15 protein-coding genes and 1 pseudogene are annotated in these 21,580 nt (G+C 65.1%); 9 read left to right on the forward strand and 7 right to left on the reverse strand.

Annotated elements, in window-relative coordinates; all coding sequences use genetic code 11:
• Positions 1 to 17: 17 nt before the first annotated feature.
• On the reverse strand, positions 18 to 1,985 hold the full coding sequence (locus tag FOM02_RS42405; protein ID WP_027557641.1) for a hypothetical protein: 1,968 nt from the start codon (positions 1,983 to 1,985) through the stop codon (positions 18 to 20).
• A 246-nt stretch (positions 1,986 to 2,231) separates the two neighbouring features.
• Here FOM02_RS42405 and FOM02_RS42410 point away from each other — a divergent pair, with 246 nt between their 5' ends.
• The 3 genes from FOM02_RS42410 to FOM02_RS42420 all read left to right on the forward strand — a co-directional run bounded on the left by FOM02_RS42410 (position 2,232) and on the right by FOM02_RS42420 (position 7,542).
• A complete protein-coding gene (locus FOM02_RS42410) occupies positions 2,232 to 4,541 on the forward strand; it encodes an NADP-dependent malic enzyme (protein WP_027557642.1) in 2,310 nt (769 codons plus the stop codon).
• Between the two features lie 363 nt (positions 4,542 to 4,904).
• Positions 4,905 to 5,357, forward strand: a complete 453-nt coding sequence (locus FOM02_RS42415; RefSeq protein WP_027557643.1) for a DoxX family protein — start codon at positions 4,905 to 4,907, stop codon at positions 5,355 to 5,357.
• Positions 5,358 to 5,520: 163 nt separating this feature from the next.
• A complete protein-coding gene (locus tag FOM02_RS42420) occupies positions 5,521 to 7,542 on the forward strand; it encodes a tetratricopeptide repeat protein (protein WP_051377927.1) in 2,022 nt (673 codons plus the stop codon).
• Positions 7,543 to 7,634: 92 nt separating this feature from the next.
• Here the strand turns inward: FOM02_RS42420 and FOM02_RS42425 are convergent, their stop codons facing one another.
• Positions 7,635 to 8,198, reverse strand: coding sequence for a dihydrofolate reductase (locus FOM02_RS42425; RefSeq protein ID WP_027557644.1), 564 nt, complete (start codon positions 8,196 to 8,198; stop codon positions 7,635 to 7,637).
• 7 nt (positions 8,199 to 8,205) lie between these two features.
• The gene (locus FOM02_RS42430; RefSeq protein ID WP_265441061.1) at positions 8,206 to 9,012 is read right to left on the reverse strand and encodes a polysaccharide deacetylase family protein; all 807 of its coding nucleotides are present in this window, start codon (positions 9,010 to 9,012) and stop codon (positions 8,206 to 8,208) included.
• A 220-nt stretch (positions 9,013 to 9,232) separates the two neighbouring features.
• On the opposite strand from FOM02_RS42430, the gene FOM02_RS42435 reads away from it, so the two are divergent.
• The 4 genes and pseudogenes from FOM02_RS42435 (at position 9,233) to FOM02_RS42445 (ending at position 14,535) form a co-directional block, all read left to right on the forward strand.
• Positions 9,233 to 10,300, forward strand: coding sequence for an acyltransferase family protein (locus FOM02_RS42435; RefSeq protein ID WP_027564763.1), 1,068 nt, complete (start codon positions 9,233 to 9,235; stop codon positions 10,298 to 10,300).
• Positions 10,301 to 10,544: 244 nt separating this feature from the next.
• Positions 10,545 to 11,135 (forward strand): annotated as a pseudogene (locus FOM02_RS47430) (5'-3' exonuclease); the annotation flags it as partial.
• Positions 11,126 to 13,624, forward strand: a complete 2,499-nt coding sequence (gene polA / locus FOM02_RS42440) for a DNA polymerase I (protein ID WP_416207801.1) — start codon at positions 11,126 to 11,128, stop codon at positions 13,622 to 13,624. The pseudogene FOM02_RS47430 and the gene polA, both read left to right, overlap by 10 nt.
• Positions 13,625 to 13,899: 275 nt before the next feature.
• Complete coding sequence (locus FOM02_RS42445; RefSeq protein ID WP_027564765.1) at positions 13,900 to 14,535, forward strand: LysE family translocator; 636 nt, start codon at positions 13,900 to 13,902, stop codon at positions 14,533 to 14,535.
• A gap of 160 nt (positions 14,536 to 14,695) precedes the next feature.
• Here FOM02_RS42445 and FOM02_RS42450 read toward each other — a convergent pair whose 3' ends face one another.
• Complete coding sequence (locus tag FOM02_RS42450; RefSeq protein ID WP_027564766.1) at positions 14,696 to 15,322, reverse strand: glutathione S-transferase family protein; 627 nt, start codon at positions 15,320 to 15,322, stop codon at positions 14,696 to 14,698.
• Positions 15,323 to 15,505: 183 nt separating this feature from the next.
• On the opposite strand from FOM02_RS42450, the gene pyrE reads away from it, so the two are divergent.
• Together pyrE and FOM02_RS42460 are read left to right on the forward strand one after the other, a co-directional pair.
• Positions 15,506 to 16,069: an orotate phosphoribosyltransferase gene (gene pyrE / locus FOM02_RS42455; RefSeq protein WP_018647906.1), complete on the forward strand. Its 564-nt coding sequence runs from the start codon at positions 15,506 to 15,508 to the stop codon at positions 16,067 to 16,069.
• Between the two features lie 247 nt (positions 16,070 to 16,316).
• Complete coding sequence (locus tag FOM02_RS42460; protein WP_035730473.1) at positions 16,317 to 17,093, forward strand: DUF2865 domain-containing protein; 777 nt, start codon at positions 16,317 to 16,319, stop codon at positions 17,091 to 17,093.
• 112 nt (positions 17,094 to 17,205) lie between these two features.
• Here FOM02_RS42460 and FOM02_RS42465 read toward each other — a convergent pair whose 3' ends face one another.
• The 3 genes from FOM02_RS42465 to FOM02_RS42475 form a co-directional block, all read right to left on the reverse strand.
• A complete protein-coding gene (locus FOM02_RS42465; protein ID WP_027564768.1) occupies positions 17,206 to 17,637 on the reverse strand; it encodes a hypothetical protein in 432 nt (143 codons plus the stop codon).
• 341 nt (positions 17,638 to 17,978) lie between these two features.
• Complete coding sequence (pdeM, locus tag FOM02_RS42470) at positions 17,979 to 18,677, reverse strand: ligase-associated DNA damage response endonuclease PdeM (protein ID WP_027564769.1); 699 nt, start codon at positions 18,675 to 18,677, stop codon at positions 17,979 to 17,981.
• A 119-nt stretch (positions 18,678 to 18,796) separates the two neighbouring features.
• The gene (locus FOM02_RS42475) at positions 18,797 to 21,373 is read right to left on the reverse strand and encodes a ligase-associated DNA damage response DEXH box helicase (RefSeq protein WP_027564770.1); all 2,577 of its coding nucleotides are present in this window, start codon (positions 21,371 to 21,373) and stop codon (positions 18,797 to 18,799) included.
• Between the last annotated feature and the right edge of the window lie 207 nt (positions 21,374 to 21,580).

Genomic DNA, 21,580 nt, shown 5'->3' on the forward strand with positions numbered 1-21,580 from the left:
CACCACCGCTGTGTTGCCTACAGCCCCGTCGACGCCTCGATCCTGAACTGCGCCAGCGCGACGACCGGCTCGCTGTTCAGGACATCCATGAGCTGGACCAGCGGCACCTTGCCGAGCGGGGTCAGCTTGATGGTGAGCGTCTGCCCCGAGGTCGCGACGAAATCCGCCAGTGAGTCCGCCGCGGCCTTGGCATCGAGATTGGACGCGGCCATCTTCTCGCCCTGGGCCCGGATCATCTCGACGATGGCGCTGCGCGCGGCGTCGCGGCTGACATTCTGGATGCGCGAGAACTGCGCCACGATCAGATCGACGACGCCGCTGTCGCGCAAGGTGAGCTCGATCGCGCCGGCCTCGATCTGTCCGGCCTGGCTCATCGCCTGCACCGGATCGGCCGTGAACACCGTGCGCGGCACGTTGGCGAGCGCGAGGCGCGCCTGCGCCCTGGCGAGATTGCCGAGATCGATCGTAGCCGGCGCCAGCGCGAACGCACCGGAGGACTCCGTCCAGGCCGCGCCGAGGTCGAGGTCGATCGCGAGCTTGTCGACGCCGGCAATGACCAGGGCCCGCTGCGACGGACTGGTGGGATCGGTCGGCGTGACCATCTTCACGACCAGATTGGCCTTGCTCGGGATCGATCCGATCAGCTGGCCCCAGTCCAGGCTGATCGTATCGATGGTGACGAACTGCCGCGTGTTCTTGAACGGCGAGACCACGCCCTTGATCTCGGCGCCTGCGAGCACCCGGAACAGGCCCAGCATCTGGTCGGGCGAGGGGGCCTGGCCGGGATTGCTGAGGCTGCCGGCCCAGCGCATCAGATTGGCCGCGCTGAATGATTTCAGCGCGAAGCGCTCCATCCTGAACTGTCCCTGCGGGGACGGCATGTCGAGGCCTTCCACCGCAATCCTGTCTTGATCGTATTTGACGGCGTTGAGCTTTGCCGTCCCTTGCGGGGTTTCGACCGTTTGTTTGCCGATTTCGGCCTTGCCGATCTGAAGGCCCTCGAACAAGTCGGCCACTTTCTCGATCATGTTGCGGGATTGCGCCGGCGTCGGGATCGAGCCATCAGCCGGCATGAGCGCCATGATGTCGGCCATACGGAATTTCGAGGGCCGGATCGCAATGTCGTCGATGGCGATGTTGTCGATCTGCACACGCACGCCCTGCGCCATTGCGACGGCGTATGAATTGGCCGAGATGCGTCGATAGACCCGGTGGAAGCCGTCGTCGCTCGATCCCAGCGGATCGAGCGCGGCCGTCACTGCGGTTGCGTCGAAATCATAGGCGGCCAGACCGGACAGCTCGCCGGTCATTTTCGCGGGCTTGCCCGGCTGGCTGACGTCGAGCGAGTAGGTGATGCGGTCGGTTTTCGCCGTCTCGACCTTGCCGCGATCGACGTTCTGGACCGCAAGACCGGAATAGGCGAAGTCTCCGCTGCCGGCATTGCCGGTGCCCGCATCGACGTGAACCGCAACGGTTGGCGCCACGATCGAGGACGCCGAGACAGTTGCGTATTGCGCGAGCATGAATCGGTACATGTCGATGATCGAACCGGAGAGCGGCGCGTTGGCCGGACGGGTCGGACCGGAAAAATCGCGTGCGGTGATCTGCGGGATCTTGTAGTTCGCTTTCAGCCTTGCCTTCTCGGTGTACGTGAAGGCGACCTCGACCCCTGACACGTCGATGCTGTCGGCCGAAAACCGGGCATCGTCTGCCTGACGTGCGCCGACGGCCACGACCTTGGCGATCTTGACGTGGGCAAGGTCCTGCTGGGCGGGTTCGAGATTGATGTCCTCGATCGTCAGCGTCCGGCTCATCAGATCGAATCCGATCCTGCCGTGGCCCGTCTTGCCGCCGCCCGCACGGATCTGCTCGAACGCCGCCTCGATCTCGGCTGTCGCCCGGTGCTTGGCGTAGAGATTGAAGCCGAACCATCCGCCGGCGGCGAGCACGGCTGCCACGAACAGGCCGATCAGGATTCGCTTCATTCCCAGCTCCAGTTGCTCGTTTTGCAGCGCGCAACCTGCCATATTCGGGAAACGCTGCACGGTCCAGGGAAAGCTAGCGCTATCAGATATTTGACCATGCGCCCTGTTGATGGGGGCGCAATCGGATGTTGCCACCGGGGCTTCGGCCGTGCTTCATCCCGTTTCCATGACCCGGAAATACCGTCCGCTTGGGCGGCAGCTCCAGATCGTGCATTCTGAGGCCGGTAACGCGAGGCGAGACACCGCATGTCGTCCTATTCTGAAGATCTCCACCAGGCGGCGCTCGCCTATCATCGTCTGCCGCGCCCCGGAAAGCTCGAGATCCAGGCAAGCAAGCCGCTTGCCAACCAGCGCGACCTCGCGCTGGCCTATTCTCCGGGCGTCGCCGCCGCCTGCACCGAGATCGCCAAGAACCCGGCCGAAGCCGCTTCGCTCACCACCCGCGCCAACCTGGTCGCCGTGGTCTCGAACGGCACCGCGGTGCTCGGCCTCGGCAATATCGGCCCGCTGGCGTCCAAGCCGGTGATGGAAGGCAAGGCGGTCCTGTTCAAGAAGTTCGCCGGCATCGACGTGTTCGACATCGAGATCGCCGCCGACACCATCGACCGCGTGGTCGAGACCGTGGCCGCGCTCGAGCCGACCTTCGGCGGCATCAATCTGGAAGACATCCGCGGACCGGAATGCTTCGAGATCGAGAGCCGGCTGAAGGAGCGCATGAAGATTCCGGTCTTCCATGACGACCAGCACGGCACCGCCATCATCGTCGCCGCCGCCATCACCAACGGTCTCCGCCTGAACGGCAAGAAGCTGTCCGACGTCAAGATCGTGGCGTCGGGGGCAGGGGCGGCCGCGATCGCGACGCTCAACCTGCTGGTGTCGATGGGTGCGCAGCGCAAGAACATCTGGGTCTGCGACATCGACGGCCTGGTCTATGACGGCCGCAACACGCAGATGGACCGCTGGAAGGCGGTCTATGCCCAGAAGACCGACAAGCGCACGCTCGCCGACGTCATCGGCGGCGCGGACATCTTCATCGGCCTCTCGGCGCCCGGCGTGCTCAAGCCGGAGATGGCCCAGGCGATGGGCGACAAGCCGCTGATCATGGCCCTCGCCAATCCGACACCGGAGATCATGCCGGAGGAGGCGCGCAAGGTACGCCCGGACGCGATGATCTGCACCGGCCGCTCGGACTATCCGAACCAGGTCAACAACGTCCTCTGCTTTCCCTTCATCTTCCGCGGCGCGCTCGACGTCGGCGCCAGCGCGATCAACGAGGAGATGAAGCACGCCGCGGTCGAAGCCATCGCGCAGCTGGCGCGCGAGGCGCCGTCGGACGCGGTCGCGCAGGGCTTTGACACCGGCGAGACGCAAGGGTTCGGCCCGGGCTCGCTGATCCCGAGCCCCTTCGACCCGCGCCTGATCCTGCGCATCGCGCCGGCGGTGGCGAAGGCGGCGATGGAGTCGGGCGTCGCGACGCGCCCCATCACCAATTTCGACGAATACACCGCGCTGCTCGAGCGCTTCGCCTTCCGCTCCGGCCTCGTCATGAAGCCGATGTTCGCCAAGGCCAAGACCCAGCCGGTGCGCGTGATCTACGCCGAAGGCGAGGACGAGCGCGTGCTGCGCGCCACGCAAGTGGTGCTGGAGGAGAAGCTGGCGCGGCCGATCCTGGTCGGACGTCCCTCGGTGGTGGAGGCGCGCATCAAGCGCTTCGGCCTGTCGATCAAGGCCGGCAAGGATTTCGACCTCGTCAATCCCGAGGACGATCCGCGCTACCGCTCCTATGTGCAGTCCTATGTCGAGGTCGCCGGCCGCCGTGGCGTGACGCCGGATGCGGCGCGCACGGTGGTGCGCACCAACAACACGGTCATCGCCGCGCTCGCGGTGACGCGCGGCGAGGCGGATGCCATGCTGTGCGGCGTCGAGGGCCGCTACATGCACCATCTGCGTCACGTCCGCGAGATCGTCGGCTTCGCGGCCGGGGTCAGCGACTATGCGGCGCTGGCGCTGCTGATCACCACCAAGGGCGCGTTCTTCATCGCGGACACCCAGGTGCGGCCCAATCCGGGCGCGGAGGAGCTTGCCGAGATCGCCTCGCTCGCGGCGGTCCACGTCCAGCGCTTCAACATCAAGCCGAAGATCGCCTTCGTCTCGCATTCGGATTTCGGCAGCTACGACACCGACTCCTCGCGCAAGATGCGCCGGGCGACCCAGCTCTTGAAGGAGAAGCATCCGGAGATCGAGGCCGACGGCGAGATGCAGGGCGACACGGCACTCTCGGCTGCAGCGCGAAAAATGGTACTGCCGCACTCCAAGCTCGAGGGCGAGGCCAACATCATGATCATGCCGAGTCTCGACACCGCCAACGTCGCCTATCAAATGATCAAGTCGCTGGCGGACGCACTGCCCGTCGGCCCGATCCTGATCGGCCCGGCGCGGCCCGCCCATATCCTCACCCCCTCGGTGACGGCGCGCGGTATCCTGAACATGACCGCGGTCGCCGTGGTGGAAGCGCAGGAGCGTGCGTCGCGGCAGCAGCCGACTTTGTTTACGTAGGCGCGCGACTGCGCGCCGTTCTTACCCTCTCCCCTTGCGGGAGAGGGTGGATCGCCGCGGAGCGGCGAGACGGGTGAGGGGTTTCTCTCCGCGAGTACCTTTCACGATTGGATCCGCGGATAGATACCCCTCATCCGGCGCCGTAGCCGAAGCCTCGCTTCGGCGTTCTTAAGAACGGCGGCCAAAGGCCGCTTACGCCACCTTCTCCCGCAAGGGGAGAAGGGGCAACGTCCGCGCCGCCAACTTTGAATTACTTTCAGTTTTCCATTTCCCCGTTTGTAAACCGGCGCACGACTCTTCATAATCGCCGGGCGCGTTCGTCCAAATTCCGATTTTCAATAAGCCTGAGCCAAGAGGCCGATCATGCCAGCGTTCGTGACTTTCGGGCGGATCCTGTTCGCCGTACTGTTCATCTACACGGGCGCGACCAAGCTCTTTGCGATCCAGGCAACGGCGGACTTCATCGCCAGCAAGATCGTGGTGCCCGAGGCGATCGAGCCCTACGCCAAGCAGATCGAGACGGCGACCGCGATGACCACGCCGCAGCTGCTGGCGATCGCGGTGGGCGGGCTCGAGATCATCGCGGGCCTGATGATCGCGCTGAATTTCGGCGCACGCTTCTTCGCGATGCTGATGATCATCTACATCGCAGTCTCGACCTACCTGTCCGCCGATTTCTGGAATCTCGCAGCGCCCGACAACGCCAAGATGGTGGTCGACGCGCTGAAGAATCTCGCGATCATCGGCGCGCTCTGCATGATCATCGGCTACGGCCGCACCACGCGCCCGGCCGAGTCCGCCTACGGGGACGTCTAGGCTCGCAGGTCGCACGCGACGGGCCCAGCTTCACGCAAGGTCGCTGCCGCAGAATGGCGGGGAGCGAGGTGTGAGGCAGATTCGAGGAATCCTCAGCATTCAAATGCACGAAGGGGCATCTGCCTCGCACCTCTCGTAATCTCATCGATGAGGGCCCATCGCAATGTATGCTGAAGCGTCGTCGGGTTCCGTGTCATTCGAGGCCGCTCTGGCGCACCATCGCGCAGGCCGCTTGCCGCAAGCAGAGGCGATCTATCGGCAGATCCTGGCATCCCAGCCGGATCATGCCGACTGTCTGCACCTGCTGGGAGTTGCCTTGCTCCAGGCAGGCCACCCCGACAGGGCGCTCGATGTCATCATCCGCGTCGTCAAGCTTCAGCCTTCCAACAGCGTCCATCACAGCAACATGGCTGGCGCTCTGCGCGCTCTGGGACGAAGGGACGAGGCCATCGCGAGCTACCGGCAAGCGCTGCAGCTCAAGCCCGACAATTTGGATGCGCACAATCAGCTCGGCGCCCTGCTGGGCGAGTGCGGGGACGTCGCGGGCGCGGAGGCCCATTATCGGTTCGTGCTGCGGCATCCCGCTGGCCTCGACCGCAACCTCGCCCGTGCTCAGGTCGATGCCCGTTTCAATCTCGCCAATCTGCTGGCGAAGCGGAAGCAGTTCGATGATGCGGTCGGCGAGTTTCGCCATGTGCTGCGGCAGCGCCCGGATTTTGCGGCGGCCCATTGCAACCTTGGAGCGGTGCTGTTCGAGCTGTCCGCTTTCGAGGAATGCGAGCGTTGTTATCGTGAGGCCCTGCGCCTCGACCCGGCATTCGCGGATGTCCATAACAATCTTGGTGGTCTTCTTATCAAGCTCGGCCGTCTTGACGAGGCGGAGGTGAATCTTCGCGAAGCCTGCAAGCTCAAGCCGGCTTTCCCCGGGGCCCTGAACAATCTCGGTGACCTGCTGCGACTGCAGGGGCGGCTGGACGAGGCGGAAGCCTGCTGCAGGGAAGCTTTGCGTCTGGAGCCGGACTATTTCCCCGCGCAACTGACCCTCGGCAATGCCCTTCGCGAGGCCGGTCGTTTCCAGGACGCAGAGCCGTGCTATCGGGTCGCTCTCGCTCACGATCCGGCCTTGCCGGAGGCGCTCAACAATCTCGGCGCCGTGCTGTTCGATCTTGGACGGCCTGATGAATCCATTCAGACCTTGCGAACGGCGGTGTCGCAAAGGCCGGATTATGCCGACGCGCATTTCAACCTGGCGGCCTCACTGTTGCTGGCCGGCCAGTTCGACGAAGGCTGGCGGGAATATGAGTGGCGGTGGAAGCAGGCGAAGAAAAAGCCGCATCTGCGCGGCTTCAGCCAGCCGCTCTGGGGTGGAGAAGACATCGGTGATCGGGTCCTGCTGCTGCATGCGGAGCAGGGCCTGGGCGACACGCTCCAGTTCGTTCGCTTCGTGCCGGCCATTGCGGCGAAGTGGCGGGTCGTTCTCGAGGTTCAGCGGGCGCTGCTGCCGCTCCTTGCGCCGCTCTTGGCGGAGCTGCCGGGACTTCAAAGCATCGTCGCGCTCGGCGATCCGCTGCCGACGTTCGATCTGCATTGCCCGCTGTTGAGCTTGCCGCGCGCCCTTGGCACCACCCTGGAAACCATCCCGCGAGAGGTACCCTATCTGCAGGCCGCCCCGCAAAGCGCGGCGGCCTGGCGGCAGCGAGTCGGGCAGCTCGACGGCCTCAGGGTCGGCCTCGTCTGGGCAGGCAATCAGACGATGAGCGGTGATCAGCGCCGATCGGTTTCGCTCGATCGATTTTCAGAGCTGGCGGATCTGCCGGGGGTGAGTTTCGTCTCGTTGCAGAAGGGGCCGGCGGCGAGCCAGTCGCCGCCGACTGGTCTGGTCCTGCACGATTGGACGGATGATCTCCACGACTTCGGTGAGACCGCCGGGCTGATCGAGGCACTCGACCTGGTCATCGGTGTTGATACTGCGGTGGTGCATCTTGCGGGTGCGCTTGGCCGCCCTGTCTGGCTGCTCAATCGCTTCGACCGGTGCTGGCGCTGGCTGCTGAACCGCGACGACAGCCCCTGGTATCCGACGCTCCGGCAATTCCGGCAGCCTCAACCCGGCGATTGGCGCAGCGTCCTCCAGGACGTGCGCGCTGAACTCGAGAAGGGCAGTTTGACCCGATCGAGCGCCCGGTAGCGCCACGAGCGAAGCCCGATATCCGCGGCAGGAACGAGAGATATGTACCTGTATCAAGGCACCGGTACTGTGCATGGGGTTGTTTTGGGAGTCTAGTTCGCGCCTCCGGCCCGCCGCCACGGGGTCACGGTCACCTCATGCGCCGCGTCGAGCAGATACGGCGCGCCCGGCTTCATCCCATGCGACGCCAGCACCTCGTGCGGCGTCCGCTCTGGCACGCCGACGAAACACCCTTCACCGCCGGGCAGCCGCACGCGCGGAGCTTCCGACAGCCAGAACGTGTCGTAGCGGTCCATGAACATGTCGAACACGACGGGGCCGCCGATGATCGCGACGGTGCCGGAGGCGACGTCGGCGAAGGCGCAGGCCTCCTCGAAGCTCGCATGCTCCGGATTCCACAGCGTCGCGTTCGGCATCTCCGGATCGACGGTGAGTGCCTTGATCTTGCGGGTGAGGATCAGCCGCTTCCGCTTCGGCGAGTTCGGCTGCTGCTCGTGCGAGTGCCCGCCGTGCACGATGATCGCGGCGCGATCGAGCGCCTGCTCGAAAAAGCGCTTGTCGCCTTCGAACACCAGCGTTGAGGGCATGATGTGCGACGGATCGGCAAGCATGCCGTCCGCCGAGATGATGACGTAGCCTTCGAAACGGAAAGACAAGTGCAGGCTATTCGGAAACGGTCGTCACCACGGAATTGACCGGGCGCTGGCTCACTGTCGGCAGCTTGACGTCCTTCATCAGCTCCTGGTCGTATTCCGGCAGCGTCGAGGCCGGGAATTTGGCGCGCATCGCCACCACCTTGTAGCCGCCGGCCTTCAGGCGCTTGAGCAGCTCGGGCAGGGCTTCCGCGGTGTGCTTCTGGAAGTCGTGCATCAGGATGATGCCCTTGCCCTTGCCCTCGAGCTTCTTCATCACGGTCTCGATCACCTTCTCGGGCTTGGACGCCTTGAAGTCGAAGGAGTCGATGTCGCAGGAGAAGATCGCCATGTTGCGGTTGCCGAGATAGGTGACCATCTCCGGCGGATGCTGGAGTGCCGGGAAACGGAAGAACGGCGAGGGCGAGATGCCGCCGAGCGCCCACTTCACTGCGGACAGGCCCTTCTCGATTTCTTCCTTGCGCTGCGCTTCCGTCAGCTTCTTGTTGTTGAGATTGGCGTGCGACCAGGTGTGGCTGCCCACGGTGTGCCCGGCTGCATAGACCTGCTTGAGGATCTCCGGCTCGTAGGTCGCGTGCTTGCCGATCGAGAAGAAGATGCCGGTGGTGCATTCATCGGCGAGCGCCTTCAGCACGGCGGGCGTGTTCTTCGGCCAGGGGCCATCGTCGAAGGTCAGGACCACCTCGTGGTCGCGCAGGAAGTCGAGCTCCTTGAAGTGCTCGAAGCCGAATCCGGGACCACCGGTGGTGTCGATCTCGACGGTGCGGGCGGACCCCGACGCGCGCCCCGGGCGTGTTGCAGGATACCAGTCCCACATAACCCGTGCCGATCATCGCGATTCGCATGAAAAACCCTGTTCTGGCTGGTTAACGAAACCCCAACTCGGGGCGGTTTAGCACTTTCCGATGGGGAGGGAACAGTCCGCATGCAAAAACCGGCACGCGACTTGAACCGGTAAAGAAGTCGGAAACCACTGGGATCCAAACTGCCCCACGCCCACACAGAGCCGGGCGGAACACGCCTCGAAACGGGACATCATGGCATCATCAGGCACAATCGCCGCAACCGGGAGCCCGAAGGCCCCGACGGCCGGGCGTGTCGACTGGGTCGACTACGCCAAGGGCATCTGCATCATCATGGTCGTGATGATGCACTCGGTGCTGGGAGTGGAGCTCGCCGCCAGCGAGACCGGTTTCATGCATGTCCTGGTGGCCTTCGCAAAGCCGTTCCGGATGCCCGATTTCTTCCTGATCTCGGGCCTGTTCCTGCCACTGGTGATCGATCGGGACTGGCGAACCTATCTCGATCGCAAGGTGGTGCATTTCGCCTATTTCTATGTCGTCTGGGTGACAATCCAGTTCGGCTTCAAGGCGCCCGCCTTCGCCGCGGAATCGAGCTGGCGTGACGCCGGCCTGCTGTATCTGGAATCCTTCATCGAGCCGTTCGGAACGCTGTGGTTCATCTATCTGCTGCCGGTGTTCTTCGTCGTCACAAAACTGACACGGCGAATCCCGCCGCTCGCGGTCTGGATCATGGCCGCCGCGCTGGAGACGGCGCGCATCGCAACCGGCTGGACCGCGATCGACGAATTCTGCGCGCGCTTCGTCTACTTCTATTCGGGTTACCTGTTCGCGCCTTACGTGTTCGCGCTGTCGGATCGCGCGCGGAAACATCCCGCGCTGGCGCTCGCTGGACTTGCGACCTGGGTACTGGTCAATGCCGGCCTCGTCGCCTCTGGCGCCAGCGAGTGGAAGATCGTCTCGCTCGTGCTCGGTTTCGCCGGCGCCTGTGCCATCATCACGATGGGCACATTGCTGGCGCGCGCGCATTGGCTGAACTTCTTCCGCTTCTGCGGCGAGCATTCGATCGTGATCTATCTCGCCTTCTTCCTGCCGATGGCGGCGACCCGTACGCTGCTCTTGCGTACCGGCGTCATTCCCGACATCGGCACGGTGTCGCTGATTGTGACCATAGTCGGCGTGATCGGTTCGCTCGCCATCTGGCAGGTCGCGCTGCGGCTCAATGCGCACTTCCTGTTCGAGCGTCCGGATGCGTTCTGGATCGCGCCGAGGAAGGCGGGGCCGGTGTTGCAGGCGGCGGAGTAATTGCGCTGTCGTCCCTGCGCACGCAGGGACCCATACCGCGTGATTTGTCGATGGATCGCGGTCTCCGTACCACGGCCTAGTCACAGTCAACCTTCGCCAAACTCTTCCCTGTGGTTATCGCGACGAGCGCAAGCGCTCGCGCGGGGGTCCCCGCGTTCGCGGGGACGACGAGAGGTGTGGGAATCCGCCCAAAAATCCCCCTTCCAAGGCTGTCAAAACCCGCAAAAATTCATACATTGCGGCCATGCCCAAAACATCCCCGAAGACCACCGCCAAAGCTGACACCAAGGCTGCGCCCAAGGCTAATGAAGCCCCGGCCGCAGCCGACACCAAAGCCGCTGCGCCAGCTGCTGCCAAACCGGTTGCGGCGAAGGGGGTTGGCAAGGGCGACCACGTGTTCCTGGTCGACGGTTCCGGCTACATCTTCCGCGCCTATCACGCGCTGCCGCCGCTGAACCGCAAGTCGGACGGCTTGCAGGTCAATGCCGTGCTCGGCTTCTGCAACATGCTGTGGAAGCTCTTGCGCGACATGCCCGAGGACAACCGGCCGACGCATCTGGCGATCGTGTTCGACAAGTCGGAAGTCACATTCCGCAACAAGATCTACGCTGATTACAAGGCGCACCGGCCGCCGGCGCCTGACGACCTGATCCCGCAATTTGCGCTGATCCGCGAAGCCGTGCGCGCCTTCGACCTGCCCTGCCTGGAGCAGGCCGGCTTCGAGGCCGACGATCTGATCGCGACCTATGTGCGGCAGGCCTGCGAGCGCGGCGCGAGCGCGACCATCGTCTCCTCCGACAAGGACCTGATGCAGCTCGTCACCGACTGCGTCACCATGTACGACACCATGAAGGACCGCCGCATCGGCATCCCCGAGGTGATCGAGAAGTTCGGCGTGCCGCCCGAGAAGGTGGTCGAGGTGCAGGCGCTGGCCGGCGATTCCACCGACAACGTGCCGGGAGTCCCCGGCATCGGCATCAAGACCGCCGCGCAGCTGATCGTCGAATATGGCGACCTCGACCAGCTGCTGTTCCGTGCCGGCGAGATCAAGCAGCCGAAGCGGCGCGAGGCGCTGCTCGAGAATGCCGAGAAGGCGCGGATCTCGCGCAAGCTGGTGCTGCTCGACGACAAGGTCGATCTGGACGTGCCGCTGGACGATCTCGCGGTGCACGAGCCCGACGCGCGCAAGCTGATCGCCTTCCTGAAGGCGATGGAATTTTCCACGTTGACGCGCCGCGTCGCCGACTATTCCCAGATCGATCCCGCCAATGTCGACGCCGATGCCAGCAACAGCAGCGCGCGCGGGCCGGCGAGAGCGCGAAGGCGAAATCGCCCGAGAGCTCCGGCGACCTGTTCGGCGGCCCTGCAAAGACGGCAACGGGCGGCGACAAGGGCGACAAGACGGCGAGCCTCAAGGGCGCGCCGATCTCGCTCGCGGCCGCGCGCGAGGAGGCCTTGCGCAAGCTTCCGGTCGACCGCAGCAAATACCAGGCGGTCAAGAGCCTCAAAGAGCTCAACGCCTTCATCGCGCGCATCCACGATGCCGGCCAGGTCTCGATCGAGATCAAGGCCAACTCCATCGACCCGATGCAGGCCGATCTCTGCGGCGTCGCGCTGGCGTTGGCGCCGAACGAGGCCTGTTACGTGCCGCTGGCGCACAAGCAGGCCGGCGGCGGTGCCGGCCTGTTCGATGCGGGACTCGCGCCCGACCAGGTCAAGCATGACGAGGCGATCGACGCGCTCCGCCCCGTGCTGGAATCACCGGGAATCCTCAAGATCGGCTTCGACGCGAAGTTCAGCGCCGTGATGCTGGCGCAGCACGGCATCACCTTGCGCAGCATCGACGATGCGCAGCTGATCTCCTATGTGCTCGACGCCGGCCGCGGCTCGCATGGGCTGGAATCGCTGTCCGAGCGCTGGTTCGGCCACGCCATGCTGAAGGAGAGCGAGCTGCTCGGCAGCGGCAAGGGCAAGATCACCTTCGACCAGGTGCCAATCGACAAGGCGGCGCCTCTGTCGGCGGAAGGCGCCGACATGGCGCTGCGCGTGTGGCGCGTGCTGAAGCCGCGCCTCGTCGCGGAGCGCATGACCGCCGTCTACGAGACGCTGGAACGGCCGCTGGTCTCGGTGCTCGCGCGCATGGAGCGGCGCGGCATCTCGATCGACCGCCAGGTGCTGTCGCGGCTGTCGGGCGAGTTCGCCCAGACCGCCGCGCGCGTCGAGGCCGAGATCCAGGAGATCGCGGGCGAGCCGGTCAATGTCGGCAGTCCCAAGCAGATCGGCGACATCCTGTTCGGCAAGATGGGATTGCCGGGCGGCAGCAAGACCAAGACCGGCGCGTGGTCGACCACCGCACAGGTGCTCGACGAGCTCGCCGAGCAGGGCTACGACTTCCCGAAGAAGATCTTGGAGTGGCGTCAGGTCTCGAAGCTGAAATCGACCTACACCGACGCGCTGCCGACCTACGTCCATCCGCAGACCCATCGCGTGCACACGACCTACGCGCTGGCCGCGACCACCACGGGCCGGCTGTCGTCGAACGAGCCGAACTTGCAGAACATCCCGGTGCGCACCGAGGACGGGCGAAAGATCCGCCGCGCCTTCATCGCGACGCCGGGCAACAAGCTCGTTTCCGCCGACTATTCGCAGATCGAGCTGCGGCTGCTCGCCGAGATCGCCGACATTCCCGTGCTGAAGCAGGCGTTTCGCGATGGGCTCGACATTCACGCCATGACGGCGTCCGAAATGTTCGGCGTGCCGATCGAGGGCATGCCGAGCGAGATCCGCCGCCGCGCCAAGGCGATCAATTTCGGCATCATCTACGGCATCTCGGCGTTCGGGCTAGCCAACCAGCTCGGCATCGCACGCGAAGAAGCCTCCGCCTACATCAAGAAGTACTTTGAGCGCTTCCCAGGTATCCGCGCCTATATGGACGAGACCAAGGAATTCTGCCGCAAGAACGGCTATGTGACGACGCTGTTCGGCCGCAAGATGTACTATCCCGACATCAAGGCCTCCAACGCCTCGGTGCGCGCCTTCAACGAACGCGCCTCGATCAATGCCCGCCTGCAAGGCACCGCGGCCGACATCATCCGCCGCGCCATGACGCGGGTGGAGGACGCTCTGGCGCAGAAGAAGCTCTCGGCGCAGATGCTCTTGCAGGTGCATGACGAGCTGATCTTCGAGGTGCCGGACGCCGAGGTCGAGAAGACGCTGCCGGTCGTGCAGCACGTCATGCAGGACGCGCCGTTCCCAGCGGTGCTGCTGTCGGTCCCGCTGCATGTCGACGCGCGCGCCGCGAACAATTGGGACGAGGCGCATTGAATCTCTTTACCTCTCCCCGCCTGCGGGGAGAGGTCGGATCACATCGCAGATGTGATCCGGGTGAGGGGGTACAGGTCTATCGACGACCGCCCGTGCGGAGAGAGGCCCCTCACCCCAACCCTCTCCCCGTAAGAACGGGGCGAGGGGGCGCACCGGCGCAAGAACGTCGTGCCGCGTCCGGGACACGAAAACTCAATTGTCCTCCGTGCAATTGCGCAATGGCCCCGCGCGCCCGCGCATATTAGAACCACTGCATCTCCCGCACCGGTTCACCCATGCCCCACACCTCCGCCCTGCTCGGCTTCGCTCTCGTCTGCCTTGGACTCGTGCTCACGCCCGGACCGAACATGATCTACCTGATCTCGCGCTCGATCACGCAGGGACCGGCCGCCGGCATCGTCTCGCTCGGCGGCGTGGCGCTCGGCTTCGTGTTCTACATGCTGTGCGCGGCGTTCGGCATCACGGCGCTCTTGCTCGCGATTCCCTTCGCCTATGACGCGCTGCGCTTTGCCGGTGCCGGCTATCTGTTGTGGCTGGCCTGGCAGGCGGTGAAGCCGGGCGGGCGCTCGCCGTTCCAGGTGAAGCAGCTTGCGATCGACAGCCCGCGCAAATTGTTCGCGATGGGCTTCGTCACCAATTTGCTCAATCCGAAGATCGCGATGCTGTATCTGGCGCTGCTGCCGCAGTTCATCGATCCCAGCGCCGGCAGCGTGCTGACGCAGTCGGTGGTGCTGGGCGCGATCCAGATCGCGATCGGCGTCAGCGTCAATGCGATGATCGCGCTCGCCGCAGGTTCGATCGCGCAGTTCCTGGCGAGCCGGCCGAGCTGGATGGTGGTGCAGCGCTGGCTGATGGGCACGGTGCTGGCCGGGCTCGCGGTGCGGATGGCGGTGGAAGCGAAGAAAGTGTGAGGGTCTTTCACCTCTCCCCGCTTGCGGGGAGAGGTCGAATTCGATTGCAGGTCGAATTCGGGTGAGGGGGTACAGGTCCCTCCTCGACCTCACGCGCGGAGAGAGGCCCCTCACCCCAACCCTCTCCCCGGAAGAACGGGGAGAGGGACAGGATCAACCCTCAATCCAGCTTGGCTTCCATCCCCCGCTTCACGCCCGGGCGCGCCATCAGCGCCTCGTACCAGCGCTTGACGTTGGGGAAGTCGGCCAGCTCAACCTTGTGGCGAGGGTGGCGCCAGGCCCAGCCCAGGATGGCGAAATCGGCAACCGAGAGGTCGCCGGCGACGAAGTCGCGGCCATCGAGCTGGCGGTCGAGCACGCCGTAGAGCCGGCGGGTCTCGGCCATGTACCTCTTCAGGCCGTAGGCGCGGTCCTGCTCGTTCTCGAGCGCGATGAAATGATGCACCTGGCCGGGCATAGGGCCGAAACCTCCCATCTGCCACATCAGCCATTCATAGACGGGGATACGCGCCGAAAGTGATTTCGGCAGGAATTTGCCGGTCTTTTCGCCGAGATAAAGCAGGATCGCGCCGGACTCGAAGATGCTGACCGGCTTGCCGTCGGGACCCTCGGGGTCGAGGATTGCGGGGATCTTGTTGTTGGGCGAGAGCTTCAGGAACCCGGGCGCCATTTGCTCGCCCTTGGTGATGTTCACCGGGACCACCTTGTAGGGCAGCCCCATTTCCTCCAGCGCGACCGAGATCTTGCGGCCGTTCGGCGTGTTCCAGGTGTGCAGCTCGATCGTCATGCCCTATTTCCTTGCTCGTTCCTTCCCCGGGATATCCGGCATCCAACTACCTCAGCGCCTGCACCCCCACAACCGGCGGACCGGGATGGCCGATCCCTGTTGACGGGGGATACCCCCTCTGGAATGTCGTGGCCGTCGCGGATAAATTCCGCCTCCTCCAAAAACCCTGTTCGAGGGACCGCCGTGTCGAAATCCGCCTCCCGCGCCCGCCTGTTCGAAATCATCCGCCGGCGCTCCTTCGGTCGCGGCGAGGTGACGCTCGCGTCGGGCCGCAAGAGCGATTTCTACTTCAACCTCAAGCCGACCATGCTCGACCCCGAGGGCGCGACCCTGCTCGCCGAGCTCACCTATGAGGCGCTGAAGGACGACCAGCTCGATTTCATCGGCGGGCTCGAGATGGGCGCAGTGCCGCTCGCCGGCGCGCTGGCGCAGATCTCCTGGATCAAGGGCCATCCGATCGCGGCGTTCTTCGTGCGCAAGAAGCCGAAGGAGCATGGCGCCAAGCTCGCGATCGAAGGCCTGCCCAAGGGCGAGACGCTGGCTGGCAAGCGTGTCGTCATCGTCGAGGACGTTACCACGACAGGCGGCTCGGCGATGAAGGCGGTGGAGTCCGTGCGCGAGACCGGCGCCGAAGTCGTGCTGGTGCTGACCATGGTCGACCGCGAGGAAGGCGCTACCGACACGTTCGGCGCGGCCGGCCTGCCGTTCCGCTCGCTGTACAAGGCGTCGGAATTTTTGAAGGCGTAAAGCTCCGGAACATTCTTGGCCGCATGCCCGGGCGTGTCCCGGAAGCAACGATCGTTCGAAAGCTGCGCATGGCCTTGAAGAGGCCACCACCTCGTCTTGAAACCGCCTCTGCTCAACTGCTCATTTACCATCGCGCACTATGGTGAATCGCGTGCTGCGACCTCAAAGGTTTCGGCCGGTTCAGTAGCGTCGGGTGGAGTGAGCATTGCGTACACACTTGTCCCATACGCGGCGGCAGCGTCGCGCCATGCTGGTAGCCAGCCTCCTTGCGGCTCCAATGCTCGCGGCTCCCGCCCCGGTTTCGGCCGAAGGCCTGTTCGACTTCTTCTTCGGCGGCCTGCAGCAGCAGCGGCCGCAGCGTGACGTGCCGCAGCAGGCGAGCTCCTACTCCGACCCCTTCACCGGCCAGCAGAACGCCGCAAACCCGCAATATGTGCCGCCGACACGCTCGGCGGCGGCCGGCGGCTCCGGCCCTGCGTTCTGCGTGCGCAGCTGCGACGGCAAATATTTTCCGCTGATGCGCGGGCTCGCCTCGCCCGCGCAGATGTGTCAGGCATTCTGTCCCGCGACCGCGACCAAGGTCTATTTCGGCTCCTCGATCGACGGCGCATATTCGCAGACCGGCGAACGCTACGCCGACAGCGAGAACGCATTTGCCTATCGCAAGGCGCTGCGGTCGGACTGCACCTGCAACGGCCGCGAGCCGGTCGGCCTCGCGCCGGTCGATCTGGCGCTGGACTCCTCGCTGAAGGCCGGCGACGTGATCGCGACCAGTGACGGCCTCGTCGCCTATACCGGTATCCGCGTCGGCAACGACCAGGCCGCGGACTTCACGCCGGTCGCCTCCTATCCCGGTCTCACCGCGCAGGTCCGCGCCCGCCTCGGCGAGATGAAGGTGGCGCCGGTGCGCGCCGAAACGGTGTCGGCGGATGCGCCGGCCCCGGCCGAGATCGTGCGCGAGGCGCTGCCTGACGTGACGGTGCCGAAGACGCAGAAGCCGGCGAAGCGGGCGGGATTGGATTAGCAGAAAGAGTTGTCATTCCGGGGCGATGCGTCAGCGTCGAACCCGGAATCTCCAGCTTCTCAGGTGCGCAATTGCGCACCTTCATCGCGGCGCGATGCCCCGGAATGACGGGTCACCTCCCGATAATCACCCCGATCACATTCGGCGCGGCCAGATACTTCTCCTCGATCGCCGCGCGTGCGGCGGCGCGGTTCTCGGCCGTCAGCAATCCGCGCTGCTCGGCCAGGATCATCCAGCAGAAGCCCCACCAGTCCGTCAGCATGCCGGCCTCGTCCACGAGGTCGTAGCCCTGCTCGGCCGCGAAGATGCGCGCATGCGCTTCGTCGAGCGTATCGAGGAACAGATGATCCTCGGGCGAAAACAGATCGTCGCTGATGTCGTCGATGGTGTAGCCCCAGATCGACTGGCACACCGCGTTGAACTCGCGGTCGAACTGGTCGTCATCGACGGCAAAGCGCCGCGCCGTCTGATGCAGCCGCGACAGCGAGCGCGCGAAATCGGCGATCCGGGTGAGGGCAAACTGATCAAAGGCAATGTTGGACATGTAGTCCTCGCAGAGTCTGACAGACGCTAGATATTGTGTCGGCAACGTGCCGAATCACAATGATATATCAAAGACTTGCTAAAGTGTTCTTAATTTGTTCCAGAACAGCGGCGATGTTGTGTGTGGCCGCCCGAAATGCAGGTGCTCGAATCCCCGACTGCGGATGCGGGAATCGAAAGGGGCCGCCTTGCGACGACCCCTTGCCGGTTGCAATTCTTGTTCGGGATGCGAAATTCCAGCCCCGGCAGCAGCCAAGTTAGAGGTCGCAATCGACTTCGGCGACTCCGGATAAATACCGAATGTAGCGCTGTCCCAATTTCGGTTCGCGAAGGCGCGGGAACTCAATAACAGCGCGAGGCCGCGATCGCGTGGACGCGGCGGTCGCCGAGCAGATGGGCGACGAAACCGTTCTTCGGAAAAATCTTTGCGAACGCCGCATCGCGGATGCTGAGGCCGCCGGCATAGGCGCCGAAGGCCGGCATCACGGCGCGCATCCCGTCGCTGGCAAAGCAGCGCCGCTCCATCGAACGGCCGCGCGCGGAGACGCGGGCCTTCGGATGCAGATGGCCGGCGATCTCGCCATGCGCGCCGGTCGGCTCGTGGCGGAACGTGATCGGGCCGATCGCGACTTCGTCGGCGACGGTGCCGCCGAGATCGCGCGGCAGCATGGGATCGTGATTGCCAGAAATCCAGATCCAGTCGCGGCCGGTCTGGAGCGCGGCGACGGCATCGCGGTCGTCAGCGGACAATCGTTCATGCGCGGTGCGATCGTGAAAGCTGTCGCCGAGCGCGATGACGGTGCGTGGGTTGTGGCAGGAGATGACAGCAGCGAGACGGCTCAGCGTTGCCAGCGTGTCGTAAGGAGGCAGCAACACGCCACGCGTGGCAAAGCTGGAGCCTTTCTCCAGATGCAGATCGGAGACGATCAGCAGGCGCTGCTCTTCCCAGAACAGCGCGCCGGAGAGATCGGTGTGGAGCGAGATGCCGGCCACGTCCAGGGTGCGGGTCAAAGAGATCGATAGCGCAACGTTCTCCGTCATGGCCGGGCTTGTCCCGGCCATCCACGTTCTTGCCGCTGCAAGGAAGACGTGGATGCCCGGGTCAAGCCCGGGCATGACGGTGTGGAGAGAGTTGTGCCCCGAAAATACATTCTTGCCGTCTACGACATCGCCTCTTTGACAAGCTCGTCGGCGGCCTCCGCCAACAGCTCGTCTGCAGCTTCGCCATAGACTGACTCGCGGCCGATTTCCAGCATCACGGGGACGGCGAGCGGGGAGACGTGGTCGAGTTCCCGGTGGGTGATGCGGCCCTGGATGCGAGCGAGCATGTCGCCGAGGCGGCGCAGGTCGAGCAGGCCGGTGGCGGCATCGGCGCGGGCGGCGCGCAGCAGGACGTGATCGGCCTGATGTTTCCGCAGGACGTCGTAGACGAGATCGGTCGAGAACAGCACCTGGCGGCGGCTCTTCTCTTCGCCGGTGTGGCGACGCGCGATCAGGCCGGAGATGATGGCGCAGTTGCGGAACGTGCGCTTCATCAGCGCGGATTCGGCGAGCCAGGCCTCGAGGTCATCGCCGAGCATGTCGGGGGCGAACAGCGCGTTGAGGTCGATCCGGCCGTCCCGGATCATGAAAGAGAGATCGCCGAGCCCCCAGATCGCCACCGCATATTCATTGGCGACGAAGCCAAGCGGCCGCGCGCGGGCGCGCTCAAGCCGCCGCGTCAGCAGCATGCCGAGCGTCTGATGCGCGAGGCGGCCTTCGAAGGGATAGCAGACGATGTAATGCTTGTTGGCGCGCGGAAAGCTCTCGACGAGGAGCTCGCGCACCGCTGGCACGCGCGAGACGTCCTTCTGCAGCGACAGCCAGTCGCGCACCTGCTCCGGCAAGCCCTTCCATGCGCGGCCATCGTCGAGCAGGCGGCGGACGCGTTCGGCAAGATAGGTCGAGAGCGGGAACTTGCCGCCCATATAGGACGGCACCTTGGGGTCCTTGTCATGCGCACGCGAGACATAGACCTGGTCCTCGACCAGGGTCTCGTAACGCACCACCTCGCCGCTGAACACGAAGGTGTCGCCGGGGCTGAGACCCTCGATGAAGGCCTCCTCGATCTCGCCGAGCAACCGGCCGCCGCGCGCGATCACGCCGGTCGACCCCGTTCCACCGCTGCGCGAGCGTACCAGCCGCACCTTCAGCATGTCGTCCTCGACGATAGTGCCGACATTCATCCGGTAGCTCTGCCGCACCTTGGGATTGGCGACGCGCCAGCGGCCCTCCTTGTCCTGCTTGATGCGGGCGAAGCGCTCATAGGTTTTCAGCGCGTAGCCGCCGGAGGCGACGAAATCGACGACGTCGTCGAAATCCTGCCGCGACAGGTTTGCGTAGGGCGCGGCGGTGCGGACTTCGCCATAAAGCTCGTCGCTGAAAAACGGCTCGCCGCAGGCGCAGCCGAGCACGTGCTGGGCGAGCACATCGAGCGCGCCGGTGCGCAAGGGTGGCGTGTCCTGCGCGTTCTCGGCGATGGCGTCGATGGCGACGCGGCACTCCAGCACCTCGAACCGGTTGGCCGGCACCAGCACCGCGCGCGAGGCCTCGTCGAGACGGTGATTGGCGCGGCCGATGCGCTGCATCAGGCGCGAGGATCCCTTGGGCGCACCGATATTGACGACGAGATCGACATCGCCCCAGTCGACTCCGAGGTCGAGCGAGGAGGTGCAGACCACGCCGCGCAGGCGTCCCGCCGACATCGCGTCCTCGACCTTGCGCCGCTGTGCGACGTCGAGCGAGCCGTGATGCAGCGCGATGGCAAGGCCGTCGTCATTCATGCTCCAGAGATTCTGGAACAGCATCTCGGCCTGGCTGCGGGTGTTGACGAAGACCAGCGTGGTCTTGTTCGCCTTGATCAGCTCGTAGATCTCGGGGAGCGCGTGGCGCGCGCTGTGGCCCGCCCAGGGCAGCCGCTCGCGGGTATCGAGCATCTCGACCTCTGGCGGCGCGGCGCCGCCGGCGACGACGATGTCGGCTGCGACCTCCTTGCCTTCGGGCTGCGGCACCAGGAAGCGCGCAAGCTGGTCCGGCTCGGCCACCGTCGCCGACAGGCCGATCGCGCGCATCTGCGGCGCGAGGCGCCAAAGGCGCGCAAGGCCCAGCGAGAGCAGATCGCCGCGCTTGGATGTCACCAGCGCGTGCAGCTCGTCGAGCACGATGCGCTTGAGTGAGCCGAACAGGAAGGGCGCGTCATCGGAGGAGAGCAAGAGTGCGAGCTGCTCCGGAGTCGTCAGCAGGACATCCGGCGGATAACGCCGCTGCCGCTGGCGCCGCGACACTGGCGTATCACCGGTGCGGGTCTCGACCTTGATCGGCAGCCCCATCTCGGCGATCGGCCTCTCGAGGTTGCGTGCGATGTCGACGGCAAGCGCCTTGAGCGGGGAGATGTAGAGCGTGTGCAGGCCGCCGGTGCGTTGCACGGTGCGGCCGGTGGAGACGAGGTTTTGCTTGGCGCCGGCGTTGCGTTCGACCGGCTGCGCCGAGAGCTCCACCAGCGTCGGCAAAAATCCAGCCAGCGTCTTGCCGGCGCCGGTAGGCGCGATCAAGAGCGCGGAACGGTCTTCGCGTGCCTTCTCCAGCAGCGCGAGCTGATGCTCACGCGGCAACCAGCCGCGGGCCGCGAACCACGCGTTGAAGCGGTCGGGCAGCAGCGTGGCCGGCTCGGCCGGGATTTTGAGGATGCGGGGCGGCACGGCATCACAGGTAAGCCGTGGGGCTGGGTTCGTCGAGGGGGTGGGCTTTCCTTCGCCTCTCCCCGCTTGCGGGGAGAGGCCGGAATTTGCGCGACAGCGCGAATTCCGGGTGAGGGGGAGTCTCCGCAAGGGCAGCTGCCTCCGTCCCCGCGGAGGCTGGGGGAGTCTCCGCAAGGGCAGCTGCCTCCGTCCCCGCGGAGGCTCCCC

It is taken from the genome of Bradyrhizobium sp. SEMIA (assembly GCF_014844175.1).
Lineage (GTDB): Bacteria > Pseudomonadota > Alphaproteobacteria > Rhizobiales > Xanthobacteraceae > Bradyrhizobium > Bradyrhizobium arachidis.

Bases quoted from the DNA above. Each gene is read 5' to 3' on its own strand.
- FOM02_RS42430 (WP_265441061.1), bottom strand. From the start codon at position 9,012: ATGTGGGACTGGTATCCTGCAACACGCCCGGGGCGCGCGTCGGGGTCC.
- FOM02_RS42445 (WP_027564765.1), top strand. From the start codon at position 13,900: ATGCCCCACACCTCCGCCCTGCTCGGCTTCGCTCTCGTCTGCCTTGGA.
- FOM02_RS42435 (WP_027564763.1), top strand. From the start codon at position 9,233: ATGGCATCATCAGGCACAATCGCCGCAACCGGGAGCCCGAAGGCCCCG.
- FOM02_RS42410 (WP_027557642.1), top strand. From the start codon at position 2,232: ATGTCGTCCTATTCTGAAGATCTCCACCAGGCGGCGCTCGCCTATCAT.
- FOM02_RS42465 (WP_027564768.1), bottom strand. From the start codon at position 17,637: ATGTCCAACATTGCCTTTGATCAGTTTGCCCTCACCCGGATCGCCGAT.
- FOM02_RS42405 (WP_027557641.1), bottom strand. From the start codon at position 1,985: ATGAAGCGAATCCTGATCGGCCTGTTCGTGGCAGCCGTGCTCGCCGCC.
- pdeM (WP_027564769.1), bottom strand. From the start codon at position 18,677: ATGACGGAGAACGTTGCGCTATCGATCTCTTTGACCCGCACCCTGGAC.
- FOM02_RS42415 (WP_027557643.1), top strand. From the start codon at position 4,905: ATGCCAGCGTTCGTGACTTTCGGGCGGATCCTGTTCGCCGTACTGTTC.
- FOM02_RS42460 (WP_035730473.1), top strand. From the start codon at position 16,317: ATGCTGGTAGCCAGCCTCCTTGCGGCTCCAATGCTCGCGGCTCCCGCC.
- FOM02_RS42450 (WP_027564766.1), bottom strand. From the start codon at position 15,322: ATGACGATCGAGCTGCACACCTGGAACACGCCGAACGGCCGCAAGATC.
- FOM02_RS42420 (WP_051377927.1), top strand. From the start codon at position 5,521: ATGTATGCTGAAGCGTCGTCGGGTTCCGTGTCATTCGAGGCCGCTCTG.